The following is a 22,263-nucleotide window of genomic DNA, read 5'->3' on the forward strand; positions in this document are numbered from 1 at the left end:
CCGCGCGGCGGCTGCATCGGCTGAAGTTTCGAAGCGAGCGCACGCGGCAGGAATCGCTATTGTGAACGAAGTCCGCGGCGTTTGCGCCCCGGGCGTGAGCAGGCGGCGCGCCGGCGCCCGTGTGAGGCAACGGGGAATCGCGCGCGCTTGGCCCGCGCGGTTCAGTGCGTGATCGCGCCCATTCGGCCCGCCTGATAATCGACTACCGCCTGGCGGATTTCGTCCTCCGTATTCATCACAAACGGGCCGTAACGCACGACGGGCTCCTTCAACGGCACGCCGCCAAGCAGCAACACTTCGAGCGGCTCCTCGCCGGCAGCGAGCGTCACCGAGTCGCCGTCGTCGCGAAACACGACCATCTGGCGCGCGTCGATTTCCTGGCGAGCCTCGCCTTCGCCGTAGAAGCCCTTGCCTGCGAGGCCGTAAGCGAACACGCGGTAGTTGGCGGGCACCGGCTGGCGGATCGTCGCCCCCGGCTGCAACGAAAAGTGCTGGTACAGAATGGGCGTGCGGGTTTCCACCGCCGCTTTCGTGCCGAGCGCCTCGCCTGCAATCACCTTCACGCGCACCTTGCCGTCCGCCGAGGTTGCCACCGGAATCTGCGCCGACGGCACTTCCTGGTAACGCGGCGCGATCATCTTGTCGCGGCGCGGCAGGTTCACCCACAGTTGCAAGCCGTGCACGCGTCCGCCCGTGCGCACGAACGACGGGTCGGGCATTTCGCTGTGCACGACGCCCGCGCCCGCGGTCATCCATTGCACGTCGCCGGCGTGCAGCGTGCCGGAGTGGCCGGCCGAGTCCTTGTGGCCGAACTGACCTTCGAGTACATACGTGACGGTCTCAAATCCGCGATGCGGATGGTCCGGCGCGCCCTTGGCCTCGCCGGGTGCGTAATCGACGGGGCCCATTTCGTCGAGCAGCAGGAACGGATCGAAGTCCATCAGCATGCGGGTGGGAAACGGGCGGTGGACCACGAAGCCGCCACCTTCAATGGTGCGAACGGCGGGATACGTGCGTTCGATCGTGCGTGTCGCGGTCATCAATATCACCTTGAAAATTCGGGAATAGCGTTATTTTTGAAACATGGAGCTATTATAGGGACCGTTTTTCAAGGTGCCAGCCGCCGTCACGCAATGGATTGTTCTATTACTGGAACGATAGATGAAGATCGATTCACACAACCTGAACGACCTGATGTACTTCTCGCAGGTCGTCGAACATGGCGGCTTTTCCGCCGCCGAACGCGTGCTGGGTATCTCCAAGTCGCGGCTGTCGCGCCGGCTGACGGAGCTCGAGGCGTCGCTCGGCGTGCGGCTCCTGCAGCGCTCAACCCGCAAGCTCGCACTGACCGAAGCGGGCCAACTGTTCTACCAGCATTGCCAGGCGATGCTGAGCGAAGCGCAGGCGGCGGTCAACGTCGTGCAGCAACTGCGCTCGTCGCCGCGCGGCACGGTGCGCGTGAGCGTGCCGGTCACCATCTCGCAGACCATTCTGTCGACGATACTGCCGGAGTTCATGCATCGTTATCCCGAAGTGCGCGTCGTCATGCGTGTGACGAATCGTGTCGTCGATCTGTTCGAAGATTCGATCGACGTCGCCTTGCGCGTGCGCTCCGCTCCGCCGGAAAACGCCAATATCGTCGTGCGTCCGCTGTGGCGCACGCAGCAGATGCTGGTGGGCGCGCCCAGCCTGTTGCAGCAGAACGCGCCGCCATTGCAGCCGACCGATCTGGCGCGCTTTGCAACCCTCGACGTGCCGACCAGCGACGGACGGCATGTCTACAACCTGATTGCGCCGGACGGCAGCCGTCACGTGCACGAACACGAGCCGCGTCTCGTGACCGCTGACCTCTCGACGATTCGCGAAGCGGTGCTGTGTGGCGTTGGCATAGCCGCGTTGCCCGAGATGATGTACGGCGCCCCGTTGCGCGCGGGGCAACTGTCGCCGGTCATGCCGGGCTGGACTTTTCCGGCGCCGCAGTTGTACGCCGTATTCGTCTCGCGGCAGGGGATGGTGCCGGCCGTGCGCGCGTTCGTCGATTATCTGGTCGAGATGCTCGATCCGGATGACGGTAAGCACATCATGCGGGAATGCCCAATGGGAAACGAACCCAACGTTGCGCGCAGCGCGGCGGCGGTCGCCTCCTAGCAGATCGTGCGCAGCGCGGCATCGCTTTTAGCATTGAAGCGCCGCCTGTCATGAGTACTTTCAATGGCCGTTTGCTTGAATGCGCGGGCTCACGGCGCTATATTGAAATCCCTTCGCTAAGGAGTCTCTTATGCGAAAACTCATGGCCGCTATCATAGCGAGCCTGATAGGGCTGACCGCGCTGTCCGTGTCGAGCACGGCTGTCGCATGCGGTGATCCGAGCCAGCAGTCTTCGACCAATGGCAAATGATCCCGCCGCCCGAAGGCGCCGCGCGCGCACAAAAAAAGGCCTTCATCTGACGATGAAGGCCTTTTACTTTTCAGCCCCTGTTTCAAGGGCTTTTCTTCGTTTCGTGAAGCCGGCGCACTTACGCCGCGCGCAGTACCGCGCGTATTACTTGCCCTTGGGCTGCGTGACGAAACCAATCTTCGTCAGGCCGCCTGCCTGCGCCGCCGACATCACCTGCGCGACCTTTTCGTAAGGCACTTTGCGATCTGCATCGAGGTGCAGTTCAGGCTGCGGATTGGCCGCCGCGGCCTCTGCAATTTTCGCGCTCAACTGCGCTTCGTCGACCTTCTTGTCGTTCCACAGCACGTTGCCGTCGGCGTCGACCGCGACGGTCACCTGAGCGGGCTTGGTGTCTTCCTTCTGACTGCTTGCATGCGGCAGATCTATTTTCACCGCGTGGCGGATCACCGGAATCGTGACCATGAAAACGATCAGGAGAACCAACATGACGTCGACGAGCGGCGTCATGTTGATTTCGTTCATCAGGCCGTCGTCATCGTCGCCGGAGAAAGGGCTCATTGCCATCTGTGTGCCTCGTCGTTCAGTTGGCGCTTCAGTTGACGCGCGTCGCGAGACGCAGGCCGTCGCGCTTGGTCGACGAAAGGCGCGCGCCCGTCACGAAGAATGCATGCAGACCATGCGCGAAGCGGCTCAGCTTGGCGACGATGGCCTTGTTTGCACGCGTCAGCGCGTTGTAGCCGAGCACGGCCGGAATCGCAACGAAGAGACCGAATGCGGTCATGATGAGCGCTTCGCCGACCGGACCGGCCACCTGATCGATCGACGACTGGCCGCTTGCGCCGATCGCAAGCAGCGCGTGATAGATGCCCCACACGGTGCCGAACAGACCCACGAATGGCGCCGTACTGCCGATCGACGCGAGAATCGCGAGGCCGCTCTGCATGCGCGCGACGCTTTCGTCCATGGTGTCTTTCAGGCAGCGCGTCACCCAGTCCGACACGTCCATGCGGTCGTGCAAATGCGGCTGCGTCTGATGGTGATGATCCGCCGCTTCCTGGCCGGACAGTGCGAGCGCGAGGAACGGGTTGTCCTGCGGGGTGGAGGAGCCGGCGCCGAGCTTCTCCACGCCGTCGGCCAGGTCGTCCGAGTGCCAGAACGCCTGCTCGGCGTTCTTCGTGAGGCGGTTCAGGCGCACCACGTTCCAGCCTTTCACGACGATCACGCTCCACGACAGCACCGACATCACCAGCAAGGCGAGCGCGATACCGCGCGTGACGAAATCCCCTTGCGCCCACACGTGCGCCAATCCGTAGTTTTGCATTGCAATTCCTTTATTTTGAAATCCGCTTCAATCTTCGAGATTGAAGTTGTAAGGCTGTGTATAAGCGGCCCGAACGGGCTGGCCGTCCTCCAGATAGGGCTTGCACGCGCTGGCATGCGCGGCGGCGAGCGCGGCGTCGTCCAGACGGCTGAAGCCGCTGCTCTTTTTCAATTCGATATTCTCGAGCTTGCCGGTCAGACCGACCACGAACTTCACGTACGCGGTGCCGGTTTCGCCACGGCGGCGCGAGAGCGCCGGGTAGTCGGGCTTCGCAATGTTGCAGTCGAGGTGCGAGACATTTTTCGGCGCGGTGATTTCCATTGTCTGACGACCGATGGCTGGCGCAGCCGGCGCTGCGGGCGGCGCCGCGGGAGCGGGCGGCGCAGCCGGGGCCGGTTCTGCCGCGGTGACGGGCGTCGGCGAAGGCGCGGGCGCTTCGCGCAACGGTGCAGGCGTGGGCTTGAGCGCCGGCTTCGGCTGGAGCTTCGGTTTGCTGCGCACCGGCGGGGTGGGCGTGGGCGGTGGCGGCGCGACCGACTGCACAGCAGCGGGCGCCGCAACTGGCGCGGGCGGCAGCAGTTGCGCGGTCATTACGCGCGACTCGAGCGCCGGCTGCACCGGCTCGTGGCGCAGCGTCAGGATCACGGCGAGCAACGCGACGTGAACCGCCGCAACCATGGCGGTCGCGGTCAGGACGCGGGGATTCATTCGGGTGGACGAAGCCGGCGCGGCGCCGGCTGCAATGGTATGCGAAGCCTGCATGTTAGCGTGGCGGCGTGCTGTCGACGCAGCACGCCAGACAAAACATCGTCATGTTCGGAAGATCAGCAGCGATATACACAATGTGGTCACGAAACCAATCAGCAGTTCCATCTCAAGCTCCTCAGGTGGACGAGCGGTAGCTGGCTGGTAGCAATACTGGCTTGCTGACGGCAGTGGGTTAAGCAAACAGCGCTGGGTCGGCGCTAAACAGACTGTAGGACACAGACAGCAGCAGCGGCAAACCTGAAGCAGCGGCGCACGGGCGACTGCGCCACGAGCGGCTGTGTTTATGCCGCCTTGCGTTCGTAAAACGTTACCGGCACGGCCTGCTGATGATGCTCGAAGCCGCAGCGGGTTGCACACACGCCGCTTTGCATCATGACGTCGCGCACGGAGTCCGCGCACTTGCCGCAACAGGTGGCCACGCCGAGCTCGAACTGCAATTCGTCGAACGAGTCGACGCCTTCCGCGATCGAGGCACGGATCTTTCGGTCAGATACAGACTTGCAGACACAGACAATCATGGGTTGGCGTCATAGCTAACGTTAATGCGAATTATTATCATTTTGTTTGGACCGTTTGGCAAGCGTCCGCGTCATTTTTTTAGCAAAACCAGACTCTTAGGAGGGTTTCGGCGGTGTCGGGCAGGGCGCTTGGGGTGCTGCTGGGCGTCGCGAGCGGGGTTCGAAGGGATATCCGGGCCGAAGCTGCGCTGCCAATGGGCGAGCAGGAAAATAGCCGGAATGGGGCTGGCAGAGGGCGGGGAAGGGCTGAGAAACTGTGAAGGCTTGGAAGACTATGAAGGTTGGAAGGCTGCGGAAGGCTGCGGAAGGCTGCGGGAGGCTGCGGGAGGCTGCGGGAGGCTGCGGGAGGCTGCGGGAGGCTGCGAGAGGCTGCGCAAGGGGTCAAAGGGCTAGAAGGGGCCGTGAGGCACGATGAGGATGCCAGAAATGGCCGCCAGCCGGCCGTGGGCCCGCTCGGTTCGGCCCGCCACGGGCCGCCCTAGCTAGCAAGTCAGCCCGGCTGCGAGGACAGCGCCGCTGTGCGGCGCGACGGAATCTCCACGCGTTCGACCTCGGCATCCATGTCAAGTAGCGTAGCGACAAGCTGTCGCAGGTGCGCGCCGCCGTCGGTGGAGAAAAAACGCGGTAGTGGCGCCCCGGTCGCATGCAGCGCCGCCCGCACGCCGTGTTGTTCCAACACGCGCTCGAGTTGACGGGCAATCGCCACGCTCGTGTCGATCAGCGCCATCCGCTCGCCTACTATGTCGCGGATCGCCGCGTCGAGAAACGGATAGTGCGTGCAGCCGAGCACGAGCGTGTCGGCGCCGGCTTCGAGCATTGGTTGAAGATAGCCTGCGAGCAGCGCGCGCAATTGCGCCGAACCGACGTCGCAGCGCTCGACCGCCTGCACGAGCCCGTGACCGGGCTGGCAGATGAAGCGGCAATCGGCGGCGTAGCGCTCGAGCAGGGCCTGGAAGCGCGTGCTGCGCAACGTGACCTGAGTAGCCAGCACGCCGGCCACGCGCGACCTGGATTGCAGGGCGGCCGGCTTGATGCCGGGCTCGACGCCGACCAGCGGAATGGACAGCTTCTCGCGTACCAGTGCAATAGATTGGGCGGTCGCCGTATTACAGGCGATGACGAGCGCTTTGGCGCCCTGCCTCGCCAGCCACTCGCCAATGGCGAGCGTGCGGTCCGCGATAAAGTCGTCGTCGCGCTCGCCGTATGGGGCGTACAGCGAATCGGCGACGTACAGCAGCGCCTCGTCAGGCAGTTGTGCCCGAACCGCCCGCAACACCGACAAACCGCCAAGGCCCGAGTCGAAAATGCCCACCGGCGCGCGCGAAGCCGGGTGCGCGGTAATGATGGATGCATTCAGAGACGGTTCTGCGGACATAGACGAGAGGCGCCGCGCTGCGACGCTCAGGCAAAGCGTAGGAAAGAGAAGGCGGCAAGTATATCGCCCGCGCGGCGCATGCTGTCCCGGATTAGCGGGCTCGTGCGCCGACGCGCGGCAACGGCTCGTACCCGCTTAGGACTCCACCGAGCCCATCGCAGTTTGCTGGTAGTTCTGAATGCCGACTTTGTCGATCAGGTCGAGCTGCGTTTCGAGCCAGTCGATATGCTCTTCAGTGTCGTCGAGAATCTTCACGAAGATTTCACGCGAGATAAAGTCGCGAACCGATTCGCAATACGCAATCGCTTCCTTGCAGGTGCTTTGCGAAATCTGCTCGAGCTTCAGATCGCATTCCAGAATTTCTTTCGTTTCCTCGCCGATCAGAAGCTTATGCAGGTCTTGCAGATTCGGCAGACCGTCCAGCATGAAGATCCGTTCGATCAGCCAGTCGGCATGCTTCATTTCGCCGATCGACTCGTCATACTCATGCTTGCCGAGTTTCTCGAGACCCCAATGCTTGTACATCCGCGCGTGCAGGAAATACTGGTTGATCGCGGTCAGTTCGTTCTTCAACTGCGCGTTGAGATACTCGATGACTTTGGTGTCGCCTTGCATGATCTTTTCCTTAGTGGGAACTTCAATTTTTCAACAACAATAAACGCCATACCTGAAAAAGCCAAGCGAACAGAACATCTTCCACGTCGCTTCAAGCTCGGTGCGTAACGCCTGTCCAACATGAAAAAAGCCGGGACCGTGGTCCCGGCTTGTGACGACAGGCGAGAGGCGAGAGCGTCAGCTCAGGCGGTTGCGACCGGAATCTTGCCGATTTTCGCTTGCCATTCCTTCGGGCCGGTCTGGTGCACCGAGGTGCCGTTCGAGTCGACTGCAACCGTCACCGGCATGTCCTGCACGTCGAATTCGTAGATCGCTTCCATGCCGAGGTCCTCGAATGCGAGCACTTGGGCGCTGCGAATGGCCTTCGACACCAGGTAAGCAGCGCCGCCCACGGCCATCAGATAGGCAGCCTTATGCTTCTTGATGGCCTCGATCGCGACCGGTCCGCGCTCGGCCTTGCCGATCATCGAGATCAGGCCGGTTTGCGCGAGCATGGTCTCGGTGAACTTGTCCATGCGCGTGGCGGTGGTCGGGCCCGCCGGGCCGACCGCTTCGTCGCGTACCGGATCGACCGGGCCGACGTAATAGATCACGCGGTTCGTGAAGTCCACCGGCAGCTTCTCGCCTTTCGCGAGCATGTCGGCAATGCGCTTGTGCGCCGCGTCGCGGCCCGTCAACATCTTGCCGGACAGCAGCAGTGTCTGGCCCGGCTTCCACGAAGCGACTTCTTCCGGCGTCAGTGTGTTCAGGTCGATGCGCTTGCTGGTCTCCGTGTTCGGTTCCCATTGCACTTTCGGCCATGCGTCGAGCGAGGGCGCTTCGAGCTTCGCGACGCCCGAGCCGTCCAGCGTGAAGTGAGCGTGACGGGTGGCCGCGCAGTTGGGGATGATCGCGATCGGCTTGGACGCGGCGTGCGTCGGCGCAGCCATGATCTTCACGTCGAGCACGGTGGCAAGACCGCCCAGACCTTGCGCGCCGATGCCAAGCGCGTTGACCTTCTCATGCAGCTCGATGCGCAGCTCTTCGATCCAGTCTTTTGGGCCGCGTGCGATCACGTCCTGAATGTCGATCGGGTCCATCAGCGATTCCTTGGCCATCACCATCGCTTTCTCAGCAGTGCCGCCGATGCCGATGCCCAGCATGCCGGGCGGACACCAGCCGGCGCCCATGGTCGGTACGGTCTTCAGAATCCAGTCGACGATGGAGTCCGACGGATTGAGCATTGCGAACTTCGACTTGTTTTCCGAGCCGCCGCCCTTGGCCGCCACTTGCACGTCCACTTTGTCGCCCGGCACGATCTCGTAGTGAATCACGGCCGGCGTGTTGTCCTTGGTGTTCTTGCGCGCGCCTTCGGGCGGGCTCACGATCGACGCACGCAGCACGTTGTCCGGGTTCATGTAGCCACGGCGCACGCCTTCGTTGATCATGTCAGTCACGCTCATCGTCGCACCGTCCCAACGCACGTCCATGCCGACCTTCACGAACACGGTGACGATGCCCGTGTCCTGGCAGATCGGGCGTTTGCCTTCGGCGCACATGCGGCTGTTGGTGAGGATCTGCGCAATCGCATCTTTCGCGGCCGGGCTCTGTTCGAGTTCGTACGCGCGGCCCAGGGCCTGGATGTAATCGAGCGGATGGTAGTAGCTGATGTATTGAAGCGAATCAGCAATGCTCTGGATCAGATCTTCCTGTTTGATGACGGTCATGGCTAAGCTCGGTGGGGACAGTGGCGCTTTTTTCTGTTCGCAGGCTGTGCGGTCAGTCGTGCGCTTTCAGGGGAGAGGAACCGGCGGAACCCAGCGGCTGCAAGTCCGCGGGTTCCTGAAAATGGCTTGGATGCGTGTTCGTGGTCAGACGGTCGACGAAGGCCATGACGAGAGCCGAAACGAGGAACGCCACATGAATGATCACCTGCCACATGATGGTGTGCGTGGTGTTCTGGTCGGGGCTGATGAACGTCTTCAGCAAATGGATCGACGAAATGCTGATGAGCGCCATGGAAAGCTTGACCTTCAGCACGCCCGCGTTGACGTGATCGAGCCATTCCGGCTCGTCCGGATGGCCTTCCACGCCCAGCCGCGACACGAAGGTTTCATACCCGCCGATAATCACCATGATCAGCAGGTTCGAGATCATGACCACGTCGATCAGACCGAGCACGACCAGCATGATGTTGGTTTCGTCGAGCGTCATTGAAGCTGTGACGAGATGCCAGACTTCCTTCAGGAACAGCACCACATACACAGCCTGGGCGACGATCAGGCCCAGGTACAGCGGCACCTGCAGCCAACGGCTCATGAAGATGATCACAGGCAGCGGGCGCATGGGGCGGCGTTGGCGCGCGGAGTCGGGTCGCGAAGCGGACATAGGCAAGAGTCGGATCTAACGCAGGTGACGGAACGTGGGCCCAATGCGGCCGGTCTGTGCAAATCACGCGCGGCGACCGGGCGCGCAAAGCGAGGCGCGGACGACGCGGCGCAGGCGGACAGCAACGAGACGTGCCGCCGGCAGCGCTCATGTCAGGCGCACTATTGTACAGCGTCGGCCGGCTTTGCTGCGGCGCGGCGGGCAAGGCGGCACCAGACGGCGCCAGACGGCGCGAAGGGGCACCCGGCGGCACGAAGCGTCGAGCGCTTGCCTTACGACGCGACCGGCGGCACGCGCTTGACCCTCACGCTGGCGAGTCCGATACCCGCCACCACGCAGGCGAGCGCAATGCCGTGCGCGAGCGTGGGCCGCTCGCCGAGAAACGCCATGCCGTAGATGGCGGCCGCGACCGGCAGCACAGCGCTGAACACGCCGGCGAGACTGCCCGGCACGTGGCGAATGCCTTTCATCCACAGCCAGAAAGAGAAGATGCTCGCCGACAACCCGTACCACAGCACGAGACTCCAGATGCTCGCCGGCACCGAGCGATAATCGAAATGGATGAGCGCGCCCGCCGAGAGCGGCAGCATCAGCAACAGGCCAAATAGATGCGTGTATGCGCAGATGTCGATGGGTGCGAGCGTTTGCGTGAGGCGGCGCGACAGGATGATGTAAAGCGACTCGCAGCAAACTGCACCGAGGACCATCAGATTGCCGGCTAACGACGTTGTGCCGGCGCCTTCGGCACCGGCATGCGCGAGATTGATCACGACCACGCCCGCAACCGCCAGCGCAATCGACGCAAGCGCGCGCCGGTCCGGCCGCTCCTTCAGTATCAGCCAGGACAGCAGCGCGACGACTGCGGGAATGGTGCTCGTGATGACGCCCGCCGCCACCGCGCTCGTGCGCTGAACGCCGTTGAGCATCAGCAGCGTAAACCCGAAGGTGCCGAAGAGCGCCTGCAAAAACAGATTGACCCATTCATCGCGCTTCACGCGGCGCAGTTTTGCCACGCGAAGAAGCGGCCATAGCACGGCCATTGCGATCACGAATCGCAACAGCGCGAAAAGAGGCACGGGGACGAACTCGACAATCGATTTACCAATGCCGACATTGCTGCCGACCAACAGCATCGAAGTAATGAGAAGCAGGGCGTAGCGATTCAAACTGGAATCCGGGCAGCTAGTTCAGTTAGCATTGTATTAGGCGCTTCAACGCGGCGTAAGGGCTGCTGCGCGATGCGAGCATGACGGCAATGCTCGTGACCCTGCGTCGAAAGCGTCGTACGAATCGCATCAGGGTTTTTGCGGGCATGCAAGCAGCGCGCGCGTAAGTGGCCGGTAAGTTGCACCGCTTATGGTTGAACACGAGAGCGGACGCGGCTTCGTCTTCGTTCATGGTGCAATGCGACATGAGCGAAGCAAGGGCGGCCGCGGCGCGACGATCCAATATGGATCGCTCGCGCGAGGGCGGGAGACAGCGCGTCGGCAATCGTGTTCCGATTGCGGCGCGAACATGACAGGCGCACCAGCGTGCGCCGGCACAGGTTTTCATCTTCACCAAGGGGTTGTCGATGTCTGCGATTGAATCGGTTCTTCAGGAACGCCGTGTTTTTCCGCCCTCCGCTGAAGCAGCGGCAGGCGCCACGATCTCCGGCATGGATGCTTACCATGCGCTGACCGCCGAGGCGGAACGCGACTACGAGGGCTTCTGGGGGCGTCTTGCGCGCGAGACGCTGAGCTGGAACAAGCCCTTCACGAAGGTGCTCGACGAATCGAACGCACCGTTCTACACGTGGTTCGAAGACGGCCAGTTGAACGCGTCGTACAACAGCATCGACCGTCACGTGGAAGCGGGCAACGGCGAGCGCGTGGCGATCATTTTCGAAGCCGACGACGGCACCGTCACCCACGTCACCTATCAGGATCTGCTGCAACGCGTGTCGCGCTTTGCGAACGCGTTGAAAAAGCGTGGCGTGAAGAAGGGCGACCGCGTGGTGATCTATATGCCGATGTCGATTGAAGGCATCGTCGCGATGCAGGCCTGCGCGCGTATCGGCGCGACGCACTCGGTGGTGTTCGGCGGCTTCTCGTCGAAGTCGCTCAATGAGCGTCTCGTCGACGTCGGCGCGGTCGCGCTCGTGACCTCCGACGAACAGATGCGCGGCGGCAAGGCATTGCCGCTGAAGAACATCGCCGACGAAGCGCTCGCCATGGGCGGCTGCGAGGCCGTGAAGAGCGTGATTGTGTTCAGGCGCACCGGCGGCAAGATCGCATGGAACGAAGGCCGCGACCTGTGGATGCACGAGCTTGCGCAAGCCGAGTCCGATCAATGCGCGCCCGAATGGGTCGGCGCGGAGCATCCGCTCTTCATCCTCTACACGTCCGGGTCCACGGGCAAGCCCAAGGGCGTGCAGCACAGCACCGGCGGTTATCTGCTGTGGGCCGCGCAAACCATGAAGTGGACCTTCGACTGGAAGCCCTCCGACGTGTTCTGGTGTACCGCGGACATCGGCTGGATTACCGGTCACAGCTACATCACGTATGGCCCGCTCACGCTCGGCGGCACGCAGGTCGTGTTCGAAGGCGTGCCGACATATCCGAATGCCGGCCGCTTCTGGGACATGATCGCGAAGCACAAGGTGTCGCTTTTCTATACCGCGCCGACCGCCATCCGCTCGCTCATCAAGGCGTCCGAGGCGGACCCGAAAGTGCATCCGAAGAGTTATGACCTGTCCACGCTGCGCATCATCGGCACGGTCGGCGAGCCGATCAACCCTGAAGCGTGGGTGTGGTATCACGAGAACGTCGGCGGCGGCCGTTGCCCGATTGTCGATACGTGGTGGCAAACCGAGACCGGCGGCCACATGATCACGCCGCTGCCAGGCGCGACCCCGCTCGTGCCGGGTTCGTGCACGCTGCCTTTGCCGGGCATCATGGCTGCGGTCGTCGACGAAACCGGTCAGGACGTGCCCAACGGGCAGGGCGGCATTCTCGTCGTGAAGCGGCCATGGCCCTCCATGCTGCGCAACGTGTGGGGCGATCCGGACCGCTACAAGAAGAGCTATTTCCCCGAGGAACTGGGCGGCAAGCTGTATCTCGCCGGCGACGGCGCCGTGCGCGACAAGGAGACTGGCTACTTCACGATCATGGGTCGTATCGACGACGTGCTGAACGTGTCCGGCCATCGTCTCGGCACGATGGAAATCGAGTCGGCGCTAGTGTCGAATCCGATCGTCGCCGAAGCCGCCGTAGTGGGGCGCCCGGATGCTACGACCGGCGAAGCGGTGTGCGCGTTCGTCGTGTTGAAGCGCGCGCGTCCACAAGGCGACGAAGCGGTGAAACTCGCGAACGAACTGCGCAACTGGGTGGGCAAGGAAATCGGTCCGATCGCCAAGCCGAAGGACATCCGCTTCGGTGAAAACCTGCCGAAGACGCGTTCGGGCAAGATCATGCGCCGTCTGTTGCGCTCGCTGGCGAAGGGCGAGGCGATCACGCAGGACGTCTCTACGCTCGAAAACCCGGCGATTCTCGATCAGCTCGGCGAGTCGCTGTAAGCGAGGTGTCGTCAACCAGGCGCCGGCCGTTGCGGTGCCTGTGAAAAGGCGAGGGACGTGTCGTGTGACGCGTCCCTTGCGCGGTGGCCTTCAATGGGCGTTCGCCGGGCAGCCGTTGCCGGGCTAGTTCAATGGGCGCTTGAGCGAACACCTTCGACGTACGACTCGCCGTAATGTCCGCCAGGCGCCGCGAGCGGTGTCGCGCGGACAATCCCGATTGCCTGCGCGGTGCCTTTTTGATACATAGGCGCATGGCCGCGCCGCACCCCATCCATCACGCTACGCACAATCCCGCACCCGAACCGCCGGCGGTGTCGGAGGCATTGGCGCGCGCGCATCAAAGGTACTGGCGCTTTAACGTCGCGCTGATTGCCGCGTTGATGACGGTCGGCTTCGCCGTGTCCTTCCTGCTCCCGCTTGCCGCGCCGGCACTCGCGCGCGTGCGCTTTGCCGGCTTCAGCCTGCCGTTTTACTTCGGCGCCCAAGGCGCGATCCTGATCTACCTTGCGCTGATCGTCGTCTACATTCTGTCGATGCAGCGCGCCGACCGCCGCTTGCAGCGCGCGTTCGATGCGGATGCCAATGCCGCTCCTCGCAGCGCGCCCGGCGCCGGCGATGCGAGTGACGCCGTTCGCGCTGCCGCGAGGCAAAGCCTGACCACGCAGCCCACGGCCGCCGCGGACTCCCGCGCACGCGGAACTTGAGCCGATGAAGCTTACGAACCGGCTGATCCGCTCGTATGCGTTCTACACGCTTGGCTTCCTGCTTTTCGTCTATGTGATGTGGCGCATCGAGCGCACCACCGGTCCGGGCATGTGGATCGGTTATGTGTTCCTGTTCGTGCCCATTGCCGTGTATGCGGTGATCGGTCTGCTGTCGCGTACGTCCGATCTCGTCGAGTATTACGTGGCGGGGCGGCGCGTGCCGTCCGCGTTCAACGGCATGGCAACGGCGGCGGACTGGCTCTCGGCGGCGTCGTTCATTGGCCTCGCCGGTTCCATTTACGCCACCGGTTACGACGGCCTTGCTTATCTGATGGGCTGGACGGGCGGCTATTGCCTCGTCGCGTTTCTGCTCGCGCCCTACGTGCGCAAGCTCGCGCGCTACACGATTCCCGATTTTCTCGGCACCCGTTTTTCAAGCAATGCGGTGCGTGCGCTTGCGGCGTTGTCGGCGATTTTGTGCTCGTTCGTTTATCTCGTCGCGCAGATCCAGGGCGTGGGTCTGATTGCGACGCGCTTCATCGGCGTCGACTTCGCCGTCGGGATTTTCTGCGGACTCGCGGGCATTCTCGTGTGCTCGTTCCTCGGCGGCATGCGCGCGGTGACGTGGACACAGGTCGCGCAGTACATCATTCTGATTGCCGCGATTCTGATTCCGGTTTCGATGATCGCGCATAAGGACGGTCTTGGCTGGGTGCCGCAACTGAGCTACGGCCGTTTGATGGAGCGCATGGAGAGCCTTGAAAAACAGGTGCGCGACGAGCCGCTCGAGCAGACCGTGCGCGATGACTACCGCCGCCGTGCTGCGTTGATGCAGCAGCGGCTCGACATGCTGCCGCATTCGTTCGTCGAAGAGAAACTGCGGCTCACGCAGCAGGTGGCGGACTTGCGGCGCCGCAATGGTCCGCTGCGCGAAATCAAGGAGCGCGAGAAGGCGCTCGAGCAGTTCCCGCGCGATGCCGCCGCCGCACAGGTGGTGTGGACCCAGCAGCGCGATGAAATGCTGATGCGTGCCGCCGCGCCCTTGCCGATGCACGAGCCGTTTCCCGCAACGGGCGACGACGACCGGCGCATGCACGAGCGCAATTTTCTTTCGCTGCTGTTGTGCCTATCGCTCGGGACGGCGAGCCTGCCGCATATTCTGACGCGCTACAACACGACGACTTCGGTGGCATCGGCGCGGCGTTCCGTCGGCTGGACGCTGTTCTTTGTCGCGCTGTTCTACGTGACCGTGCCGGTGCTCGCGGTGCTGATCAAGTACGAGATTTTGACGAACCTTGTTGGTCATCACTTTGCGGATTTGCCGCAATGGCTCACGCAATGGCGCAAGGTCGAGCCGAGCCTCATTACGCTCGCGGACACGAACGGCGACGGCATTGTGCGATGGAGCGAGATCCAGATGCAGCCCGACATGGTGGTGCTGGCCGCGCCGGAGATTGCGGGGCTGCCGTATGTGATGTCCGGTCTGATCGCCGCGGGCGCGCTGGCCGCGGCGCTTTCGACTGCAGATGGCTTGCTGCTCACCATCGCCAATGCGTTGTCGCACGATGTCTATTACCACATGGTCGACCCGGGCGCGTCGAGTCAGCGACGCGTGACGATTTCGAAGATTCTGTTGCTGGGGGTGGCGCTGTTTGCGTCGTATGTCGCGTCGCTAAACACGGGCAATATTTTGTTCCTCGTGGGCGCGGCGTTTTCGCTTGCGGCATCCAGCCTGTTTCCGGTGCTGGTGCTGGGTGTGTTCTGGAAGCGCACGACGCGCCTTGGCGCCGTGGCCGGCATGCTGGCGGGGCTGCTGGTGTGCATCTACTACATCGTTTCGACGTATCCCTTTTTCGCGCAGATGACCGGTTTCACGGGACCGCGCTGGTTCGGCATCGAGCCGATCAGTTCGGGCGTGTTCGGCGTGCCGGCTGGCTTTCTGGTGGCGATCGGCGTGAGCCTGCTGGACCGCAAGCCGGACGCGTATACGACGGCGCTGGTGGACTATATACGCCATCCTTAGACGGCTTCTTTCGAGAGGACTGGCGCACGGCGCGAAGTTTGCTATAATTCGGCTCCCCGCGGAGAGATGGATGAGCGGTTTAAGTCGCACGCCTGGAAAGCGTGTATAGGTTAATAGCCTATCGGGGGTTCGAATCCCCCTCTCTCCGCCAGAAGCATGTCAAAATCCCCGCAAAGTCAGTGGCTTGCGGGGATTTTTGTTTTTCGACCCACAAGTCGACTATCGAATGTCGCGCTCGCCACGTCCCGCCGCATCTGCCAGTAAGCCTTGTACTGACTTCCGCAGTCTTGGTCGTTTTTGGACGGGCAGCAGACGATTTGTGCCCGGTATGTCCGGCCGCCGCCGGCTCAGCGGCACTGGCTGCTGAGCAAATAACCGCTCTTTCAAAACGATTTCCCCGATTTCGCAATTGGAGCGCCGCTCTATCGGTCTCACAACAATGTACGACCGTGCCGATGTATTGCTATGAGAACGACCCGAATGCAATGCGTAAAGAGCATAACACGATAAGATCGACCTGTTGGCATCAAAGCGATTTTTTGTGCCAAATGCAAGCGGCTTCAATTGAGTGCTGACGTTCATCAAAATCCACGGTAGTGGACCTGCTCAACGCGAACGCGGACGGCTTATTCCATCCGTAAGCCGAAGTGTCGAACGTCCCCCCGTGGTCGATCCCGAACTCTCAGCCGCCGCAGGCGATTGCCGGTCAGCCCGACGAACTCCAGCTAGAGCCCTTGCGGCAATTCGGGTTTCGTCGAAGGAGACAATTGTGACGACACTATTACGTGTACGCGCTCCCGGATTCTTGTCAGCGAGGCCCTCCCATCTGACAAGCTTTAACATTGCGTAAATATGGCGCGGCGCATTGGGTTTCGATAAAATCCCGTGCACGGCTAATGTCGTGAACGGGTTGCGTAATCGGCTATTTATGCGGTATGAGTACCGAACTTCGAGAAGACCGACGAGCCGGAATTTGTCTTTCCAGTTTTAGCGACTTAACAGCTTAGTCACGGCTAATGTCCGAAAACCCGGTCTGCCAGAAGCGATTATTGACGAAGTAAAAGCAGGCCGTCTCATTTCTGATAGACGCCGCATGCGTTTTCCACAACACGGGGTTTCTGCATGAGTTCCGAAGTGCTGAACAATGCGCTGCGCGCCGGATATACGCAGTTGGGCCGACTCGTCAGGCTCGATACACCGCTGGGCGTTGACTGGCTCGTGCCGGTGTACGTCAAGGGGACGGCGCGCCTCGGGCGGAATTACGAATTCACCGTCGACGCCGCATCGACGCGCGGCGATCAGATCAAGCTCAGCGCACTTACGCTGAAGCCTGTCACTCTCTGGATTCAGCAGACCGACGGCAGTTATCTGCCGGTCCACGGCTACGTTCAGCACGCGCGCCGGTTGGGAAGCGATGGGCCGGTCACGTATTTCCAGATCAGGTTCTCGTCATGGCTCAGCTTCCTCAAGCTCAGCAGTGATTGTCGCGACTGGCAGGAAGCCGGTGGCCAGGAAATTCTTTCGGACGTGTTCGCGAAAATCCCGCAGGCACAGGGCCAGTATCGCTTTGATCTGCGCTCGCCGATCCGCTCGTATTCGCAGCGCGTGCAGTGGGAGGACGACTGGAACTTTGTTCACAGGAGCATGGAAGAGGTCGGCATCTTCCCGCGCTTCGAATTCGCGAAAGACGGCAAATCCCATACCGTCGTCATCATGGACGATCTGCACTTCGTGCCTCCCTTGCCGCAACAGGTCGTGACGTTCAGCCGCGCGGGGACGAACGAAGAATTCGATGGACTGTCGCAGTGGACGGAGCAGCAGGACTCGCAAAGCCAGACGCTGACGGGCAATACGTTCGACTATATGAGCCCCGACGCGCTGAAGGAGGTCAGTTCGCCGGCGTTCAGTCAGGATGAGCTTCCGGCGCAAGGTGAACGCTACGACTATAGCGGTGCCTATTCGTGGTCGGACAGTGAGATGGGCGAACAGCGGGCGCGCATCTGGGCCGAAGAAATGGCCAGCCATTCCAAACGATACTTTGGTGTTGGCAGCTTGCGTTGCGCGATGCCGGGCTACTGGTTCAGGCTCGACGGCCATCCGGTTCACGATACGGAAGGGGAAAGTGATCGCGAGATGGCAATCATCGCCACTCACTGGCTGATCCAGAACAACGTACCGGGCATTGATGCGCTCGCGCGGTTCCCGAAGAGCCTGCGGGCCGAAATCGAACAGGCGCGCACAGCAGGCGCAGGATCGATTGTTCGCCACACGGACGGCAGCGCCGGAGTTTTTCAGGTTGAGATTGAAGTGCAACGGCGGCGCGTCCCTTTCCGCAGCCCCTTCGAACACCGCAAGCCCGAGATGCATCTGCAGACGGGCATCGTCTGCGCGCCGGACAATGAAGAGATTTTTATCGACTCCCTGAACCGCGCGAAGGTCTGGCTCTCATGGAGTCGCAAGGGCCGCAATGAGCGCGCGTCGGCCTGGATACGCGCGGCGATGCCGGATGCGGGCAGCCAGCGCGGCGGGCACTTCGCATTGAGGAAGGGAGATGAAGTGCTGGTCGGCTTCGTCAATGGCGATTGCGACCGGCCCGTGATCATCTCGAGGCTTCACGGAGGAGCCACCAAACCTGTCTTCCACACGCATGGGTTGTTCTCCGGTTACCGTTCGAAGGAGTACGGTGGCGAGGGCTTTAACGAATTCCTGATGGACGACGCGAGCGGCCAGAATCGTGTGAGCCTGTACTCGACCAGTTATAGCACTGGCCTCCATATGGGGTATCTGATTCAACATTCAGATAACACCCGCGGCCCGTTCATCGGGACTGGATTTGACCTGAGATCGGGCGCTTACGGAGCAATTCGCGCGGAACAGGGTATGGTCATCTCGACGCAGCCCGTCGCCACCCAACCGCTGAACGTGGCGGCGACCACGGGTCAGCTCGCAGGCGCCGAAGCCGTCCTCGAAACCGTCTCCAAAGCGAGCGAAGCGAACCGCGGCGAGAGCCTGCAGGATGGCCACGACGCGCTCAAAACGTTCACCGACGCAACCCAGCACAGCGTAGCGGCTTCGGTCGGCAAAGGCGGCCGCACGGCGGGCGGTGGGACGGGCAACGCAAACGGATTCTCGAAGCCGCTAATGGTGCTGTCGAGCCCTGAAGGCATCGCGGCGAGCACGCAACAGTCAGTACACGTCACGGCAGACCAGCAAGTCAACACGGTCGCGCGGAAGAACATCATTTTCGCCGCAGGTAAGTCGTTGCTCGCGAGTGTGATGGACGGCATCAGCCTGTTCGCACAGAACCTTGGCATCAAGCTTATCGCGGGGAAAGGAAAGATTGACGTTCAGGCGCTCAGCGACGCGATGAACCTGCTTGCGCAACTGGATGTGAAAGTCGAGAGCGCAACAGGGCGTCTGATTCTGACGGCCAAAGAGGAAGTGTGGCTCGGCGCGGGCGGTTCGTACATCAGCATCAAGGGCGCGGGAATCGAGAACGTCACGACCGGGCACATTCTCGAGCGCTGCGCATCGTGGGACAAGCCCGGTGGGGCGAGCGCGACAAAGCTCGACCCGTTGCAGGCAACACCCGTCGCGACGAAAGGCGGGCGGGGCCTCTCGTTTTCCGGCTGACCTCGGCCACCGTAAAACATCTGTCATGAATCACAACGGGAACTGAGTCCCATGAGCAATTCGCACAACGGCGCGCATCACCCCCATCCTGCGCACCCGCAGCAGACTGCGGCGACTCCGGCTGCGCCTGTCACGCCACCCTAAAGCCGCTGAATTTCAGCTTTCCGTTTGCACCTGCGGGGAAAGACGACGCAGGCGACCCGATGACGTACATGAAGGCGCTCGGCAATGCACAGAACGGCTTCTATCCGCTCGGCGCAAATGGCCTGTGGCACGGCGGCATACACTTCGATGGGAAAACCGGCAACGCGCTGAAGCAGGACGTCGGCGTCCGCGCCATTGCGGATGGCGAGGTGGTCGCGTACCGGCTCGACTCGAAATATCCCGAACTTGAATATCAGGACAAGCGTTCCGCGTTGTATTCGACAGGCTTCGTACTGATCCGCCACAAGCTGCAGCTGCCGCCGCCGCAACCGAAACAGGACACCACCACGCCGAATGCGGCAAGTGCGCCGGGCGCATCCAGTGCGTCAGCAGTCTCCGCTTCTGCCGCCAGCATCGCGAGTGCTCCCGCTGCTGCAAGCGCGCCAGGCACGCCCGCCCAACCCGCTAAAGCTCCCGCCGCCGACACGCTGGTATTTTTCAGCCTGTACATGCATCTGCTGGACTGGGCCGGATATCAACTGGCGATGGAGGCGGCGAAGGAAGCTCCCGTTGACGCGAATGCGCCGCAAGTCCGGCCGATGCCGTTCTGGGAAGGCGAGAGGTACTATCGCGTCGGCGCGAAGGCGAAGGACAAACAGGAGGTTCCGAAGCCAAAGCCGAAGCCCCTTGCTTCTACCGCGCCCCTGACGCAACAGGCCGGCAGCGACGATAGCGATCCGATCGGCGCTCTGATCCGGAATGATTTCAAATTGCCGGCAGCCGCTGTCGACACCAGCGATGCAAACGACGAACCGCCTCCACCTTCGCCGGTGTCAGGCATCCGCGTGCGCGACTCAGCCAATGGGAAGATTATCGGGCTGCTGCCGACGGGCTCAGAAATCATCGTCTCGACGACCGAAAAGTCGGACAAGCCCGGCTGGGCGAAGATCGCGTCGATCAGGAGCGGCACGCCCGTCGGGCCGGTAGCGGGTCAACCCGCGTCGCCACACGTTCCATATGGCTGGGTGTATGTGAAGGAACTGGATGTCGTGATCGATCCGAAGCCGCTCGATCAGGTGGTGGTGCTCAAGACGCCGTTCGCTGTTACGGCGGGAACCGTGATCGGACATCTTGGCCAGTATCAGGACTACACCGATTCCAGCTCGCTGCCCCCGGGGCGTACGCATCCTATGCTGCATCTGGAAACGTTCGCCGGGCCGGATCTGCAGGATTTCATCAGCAGGAGCCGGGAACGGGCCAGGCAGTTGCCGCCGGCGAAAGCGTTTCTGGAAATTTCGCCCGGTGCGCTGCTGGTGACCGATGTGCCCGAAGCCAACCAGACGTTGACGCAGATCGGCCTGCATCTCGTGCCGCTCGCCGATGCGAAAGGCTCACGCTGGGTCAAGGTGCAGCCGAAGATCGCTCCTCCAGCGACGCCGGGCGCATCGGCTCAGGCTCCGCATGGTCAATCCGGTAGCCATCACGGACACCATCCCGCACCGCCGCTCCAGAATGTCGGAACGCCACTTTGGGTCGACGCGAGCCTCGCGAACCGGACGACGACAGGGGTCGTCAAAGGCTGGACGGAGTTTCCACTGAAGGTCGCTAACGCGAAGGGGCCGGGCGCGGATTTTCGCGATGTGTTCCGTCGTGTCGATCTGGATAAGCTTGGTGCAGAGAATGTTGCGAAGGATGACAAAGGCCAACACTGGTGGAACATCACGATCGGCACGAAGGACGGCGCAACCCGTCAGGGCTGGGTGTGTGAGAAGGACCATCCGCTCACCCGTATGTGTGGTCCGTGGGACTGGCCCGGTTTTGAGCTGATCGACCACCGCAGTATCAAGCCGATCGACATGCTCAAGCGTTACCTGCATGTCACACAGCAATTGATCGAAGGCGAGGACAAGACGGAATTCGAGTCGAACGCGTTGCTCGTGAACGGTGGTGAGCTCATCACGAAGCTGGAAAAAGCAGTCGACGCGAATCACGACGGCAAGATAACGGCGCAGGAATTGAGGCAGGCCCAGCAGACACCATGGCTCGCTGAAGCGCTTTCGCATCTGGTGGTGCGGTGCGAGAGCGAATGGGGTGGCGGACTGAGCAAGTGGGACGACCTGTCGCCGCTGATGAAGAAACTGCTGTGGCTCTGGAAAAGTGAGCTTCAGCGCATCAACAGGCTGCAGTGGTGGGAACAGGTGACGGGCGTTGAAGGCTTCCCGAAGGAGCCGACGCCTTGGCATTTCCATCCGGTTGGGTTGATTGGGAGTTTCATTAATGCTATTGATAAAGCAAGGGTGCTGCGGCTCTCCGATCAGGATGTGGATGATCTGATTAAAGTTACGGCAACCGAGGTCGCGCTGAGCTTGAATGATGATAATTTGGGAAAGCAGGCCGGTGCTGTGGTTGATACCATTTTAAACCGCCGCATGTCTGGGCTTCAAAAGTGGAACACAATTAGAGGTGTAATTAATGAAAGATGGCAATTCTCGGACATCAATGCTCCACGGCCAACTGCCTATGGAAGTGTGCAAAATGTACCCGAGAGTCGGGTTTCTCCGAGAGTGAGGTCCCTCGTTATCGCCCATCTGCAGGATCGGGCTAACGGAGGGGCTTCCCTGGTTGGAAATAACCTGAGCTATGCCAATCCATATGCTTTAGACGAGGCTTCGGCGGCTACAAGGGCATGGGTTGAAGACGTCATCCATCAAGCAAGCATTACTGGGTATAGGTATGGAAGCGGGCGTGCGGTTCATGTGCACGGTACAACGCAAGGACTGATGTCTTCTAGGCCAGAACCTTATACCATCGAGCTTCCAGAGTCATACAATCAGTAACCTG

At 61.8% G+C, this 22,263-nt stretch carries 15 protein-coding genes, 1 tRNA gene and 1 pseudogene; 7 read left to right on the plus strand and 10 right to left on the minus strand.

The window, feature by feature from the left end:
* Positions 1-161: 161 nt before the first annotated feature.
* A complete protein-coding gene (locus JNB89_RS28215) occupies positions 162-1,040 on the minus strand; it encodes a pirin family protein (RefSeq protein WP_218742229.1) in 879 nt (292 codons plus the stop codon).
* A 121-nt stretch (positions 1,041-1,161) separates the two neighbouring features.
* Between JNB89_RS28215 and JNB89_RS28220 the strand changes: the two genes are divergently transcribed.
* A complete protein-coding gene (locus JNB89_RS28220; protein WP_013339816.1) occupies positions 1,162-2,148 on the plus strand; it encodes a LysR family transcriptional regulator in 987 nt (328 codons plus the stop codon).
* A 394-nt stretch (positions 2,149-2,542) separates the two neighbouring features.
* Here the strand turns inward: JNB89_RS28220 and JNB89_RS28225 are convergent, their stop codons facing one another.
* From JNB89_RS28225 to JNB89_RS28265, 9 genes are all read right to left on the minus strand, one after another.
* Positions 2,543-2,962 carry an ExbD/TolR family protein gene (locus JNB89_RS28225; RefSeq protein WP_220364384.1) on the minus strand — a complete coding sequence of 140 codons (420 nt, stop codon included), beginning with the start codon at positions 2,960-2,962 and terminating at the stop codon, positions 2,543-2,545.
* A 28-nt stretch (positions 2,963-2,990) separates the two neighbouring features.
* On the minus strand, positions 2,991-3,719 hold the full coding sequence (locus JNB89_RS28230) for a MotA/TolQ/ExbB proton channel family protein (protein ID WP_220364385.1): 729 nt from the start codon (positions 3,717-3,719) through the stop codon (positions 2,991-2,993).
* Positions 3,720-3,746: 27 nt separating this feature from the next.
* On the minus strand, positions 3,747-4,481 hold the full coding sequence (locus JNB89_RS28235) for an energy transducer TonB (protein ID WP_013339812.1): 735 nt from the start codon (positions 4,479-4,481) through the stop codon (positions 3,747-3,749).
* A gap of 287 nt (positions 4,482-4,768) precedes the next feature.
* Positions 4,769-5,005 (minus strand): (2Fe-2S)-binding protein, encoded by a 237-nt coding sequence (locus JNB89_RS28240; RefSeq protein ID WP_013339811.1) that lies wholly within the window; start codon positions 5,003-5,005, stop codon positions 4,769-4,771.
* A 490-nt stretch (positions 5,006-5,495) separates the two neighbouring features.
* Positions 5,496-6,380, minus strand: coding sequence for a glutamate racemase (murI, locus tag JNB89_RS28245; RefSeq protein WP_220364386.1), 885 nt, complete (start codon positions 6,378-6,380; stop codon positions 5,496-5,498).
* A 135-nt stretch (positions 6,381-6,515) separates the two neighbouring features.
* Entirely contained in the window at positions 6,516-6,995 is a 480-nt protein-coding gene (bfr, locus tag JNB89_RS28250; protein WP_027213586.1) for a bacterioferritin, read from the minus strand.
* 182 nt (positions 6,996-7,177) lie between these two features.
* Positions 7,178-8,701, minus strand: a complete 1,524-nt coding sequence (locus tag JNB89_RS28255) for a fumarate hydratase (RefSeq protein WP_220364387.1) — start codon at positions 8,699-8,701, stop codon at positions 7,178-7,180.
* Positions 8,702-8,753: 52 nt separating this feature from the next.
* Positions 8,754-9,320 (minus strand): TIGR00645 family protein, encoded by a 567-nt coding sequence (locus tag JNB89_RS28260; protein WP_013339807.1) that lies wholly within the window; start codon positions 9,318-9,320, stop codon positions 8,754-8,756.
* A 314-nt stretch (positions 9,321-9,634) separates the two neighbouring features.
* Positions 9,635-10,528 carry a DMT family transporter gene (locus tag JNB89_RS28265; RefSeq protein ID WP_220364388.1) on the minus strand — a complete coding sequence of 298 codons (894 nt, stop codon included), beginning with the start codon at positions 10,526-10,528 and terminating at the stop codon, positions 9,635-9,637.
* A 407-nt stretch (positions 10,529-10,935) separates the two neighbouring features.
* Here JNB89_RS28265 and acs point away from each other — a divergent pair, with 407 nt between their 5' ends.
* From acs to JNB89_RS28295, 6 genes and pseudogenes are all read left to right on the plus strand, one after another.
* On the plus strand, positions 10,936-12,918 hold the full coding sequence (gene acs, locus JNB89_RS28270) for an acetate--CoA ligase (protein ID WP_013339805.1): 1,983 nt from the start codon (positions 10,936-10,938) through the stop codon (positions 12,916-12,918).
* A 251-nt stretch (positions 12,919-13,169) separates the two neighbouring features.
* On the plus strand, positions 13,170-13,622 hold the full coding sequence (locus tag JNB89_RS28275) for a DUF4212 domain-containing protein (protein ID WP_218742215.1): 453 nt from the start codon (positions 13,170-13,172) through the stop codon (positions 13,620-13,622).
* Between the two features lie 4 nt (positions 13,623-13,626).
* Complete coding sequence (locus JNB89_RS28280; RefSeq protein WP_220364389.1) at positions 13,627-15,645, plus strand: VC_2705 family sodium/solute symporter; 2,019 nt, start codon at positions 13,627-13,629, stop codon at positions 15,643-15,645.
* Between the two features lie 60 nt (positions 15,646-15,705).
* Positions 15,706-15,796, plus strand: a tRNA-Ser gene (locus tag JNB89_RS28285).
* Positions 15,797-16,767: 971 nt separating this feature from the next.
* Complete coding sequence (locus tag JNB89_RS28290; RefSeq protein ID WP_220364390.1) at positions 16,768-19,278, plus strand: type VI secretion system Vgr family protein; 2,511 nt, start codon at positions 16,768-16,770, stop codon at positions 19,276-19,278.
* A 51-nt stretch (positions 19,279-19,329) separates the two neighbouring features.
* A pseudogene (locus tag JNB89_RS28295) lies at positions 19,330-22,259 on the plus strand (lytic transglycosylase domain-containing protein).
* The last annotated feature ends 4 nt before the right edge of the window (positions 22,260-22,263 follow it).

The sequence above is a fragment of the Paraburkholderia phenoliruptrix genome, from assembly GCF_019511605.1.
GTDB lineage: Bacteria > Pseudomonadota > Gammaproteobacteria > Burkholderiales > Burkholderiaceae > Paraburkholderia > Paraburkholderia phenoliruptrix_A.

Bases quoted from the DNA above. Each gene is read 5' to 3' on its own strand.
- acs (WP_013339805.1), top strand. From the start codon at position 10,936: ATGTCTGCGATTGAATCGGTTCTTCAGGAACGCCGTGTTTTTCCGCCC.
- JNB89_RS28260 (WP_013339807.1), bottom strand. From the start codon at position 9,320: ATGCGCCCGCTGCCTGTGATCATCTTCATGAGCCGTTGGCTGCAGGTG.
- JNB89_RS28220 (WP_013339816.1), top strand. From the start codon at position 1,162: ATGAAGATCGATTCACACAACCTGAACGACCTGATGTACTTCTCGCAG.
- JNB89_RS28230 (WP_220364385.1), bottom strand. From the start codon at position 3,719: ATGCAAAACTACGGATTGGCGCACGTGTGGGCGCAAGGGGATTTCGTC.
- JNB89_RS28235 (WP_013339812.1), bottom strand. From the start codon at position 4,481: ATGCAGGCTTCGCATACCATTGCAGCCGGCGCCGCGCCGGCTTCGTCC.
- JNB89_RS28280 (WP_220364389.1), top strand. From the start codon at position 13,627: ATGAAGCTTACGAACCGGCTGATCCGCTCGTATGCGTTCTACACGCTT.
- JNB89_RS28255 (WP_220364387.1), bottom strand. From the start codon at position 8,701: ATGACCGTCATCAAACAGGAAGATCTGATCCAGAGCATTGCTGATTCG.
- JNB89_RS28240 (WP_013339811.1), bottom strand. From the start codon at position 5,005: ATGATTGTCTGTGTCTGCAAGTCTGTATCTGACCGAAAGATCCGTGCC.
- JNB89_RS28215 (WP_218742229.1), bottom strand. From the start codon at position 1,040: ATGACCGCGACACGCACGATCGAACGCACGTATCCCGCCGTTCGCACC.
- murI (WP_220364386.1), bottom strand. From the start codon at position 6,380: ATGTCCGCAGAACCGTCTCTGAATGCATCCATCATTACCGCGCACCCG.
- JNB89_RS28225 (WP_220364384.1), bottom strand. From the start codon at position 2,962: ATGGCAATGAGCCCTTTCTCCGGCGACGATGACGACGGCCTGATGAAC.
- JNB89_RS28275 (WP_218742215.1), top strand. From the start codon at position 13,170: ATGGCCGCGCCGCACCCCATCCATCACGCTACGCACAATCCCGCACCC.
- bfr (WP_027213586.1), bottom strand. From the start codon at position 6,995: ATGCAAGGCGACACCAAAGTCATCGAGTATCTCAACGCGCAGTTGAAG.
- JNB89_RS28290 (WP_220364390.1), top strand. From the start codon at position 16,768: ATGAGTTCCGAAGTGCTGAACAATGCGCTGCGCGCCGGATATACGCAG.